The 657-nt window shown below is 51.1% G+C and carries 1 protein-coding gene; it reads right to left on the reverse strand.

All coding sequences use genetic code 11. From position 1 onward, the window contains the following. Positions 1-657, reverse strand: a 657-nt coding sequence (locus ACTJKN_RS27340; protein WP_440828773.1) for a DUF7507 domain-containing protein, incomplete at both ends; no start/stop codon positions are given.

Genomic DNA, 657 nt, shown 5'->3' on the forward strand with positions numbered 1-657 from the left:
GCCACGTTGAACACACCTCCGTTATCAATCTCCGCCTGGGTAAGCGTATGGAAACCTGTGAAAGTACTGTTGTCTGAAGCACCTACCGCTAAACTTGCGATCGGGCCACCAGAAATGGTTGCATTGGCATCGGTAACCGTCACATTTGTTAAGGTTACGTTGCCTGTATTGGTCACCACGAAAGTGTAGTCGATACGGTCGCCCGCATCTACTTTGCCATTCGTGTTGAAGTCGTTATAGCTTCCGTCTTTGGCCAGGGTCATTGCACCTGTGTGTACGATCGGTGTAACCGTACAGCCTGGGCATGCAGGCGTTGGCGGCGTAACCGGATAGTTGGGATCGGTAGGCGACAATGGTGTCGGATCCACTGAAGTGGTCGTAACCGGTTTATCCTTCGGATCTTTTCCGGTCGCAGTAGCCACATTGAACACACCTCCGTTATCGATCTCCGCCTGGGTAAGCGTATGGAAACCGGTAAAGGTTGAGTTATCAGATGCACCTACCGCAAGTGAAGCGATCGGGCCGCCAGAAATTGTTGCGTTTGCATCGGTAACCGTCACATTTGTTAAGGTTACGTTGCCTGTATTGGTCACCACGAAAGTGTAGTTGATACGGTCGCCCGCATCTACCTTACCGTTCGTGTTGAAGTCGTTATAG

The sequence above is a fragment of the Pedobacter sp. 22163 genome, assembly GCF_052045595.1.
In the GTDB taxonomy this organism is placed as follows: domain Bacteria; phylum Bacteroidota; class Bacteroidia; order Sphingobacteriales; family Sphingobacteriaceae; genus Pedobacter.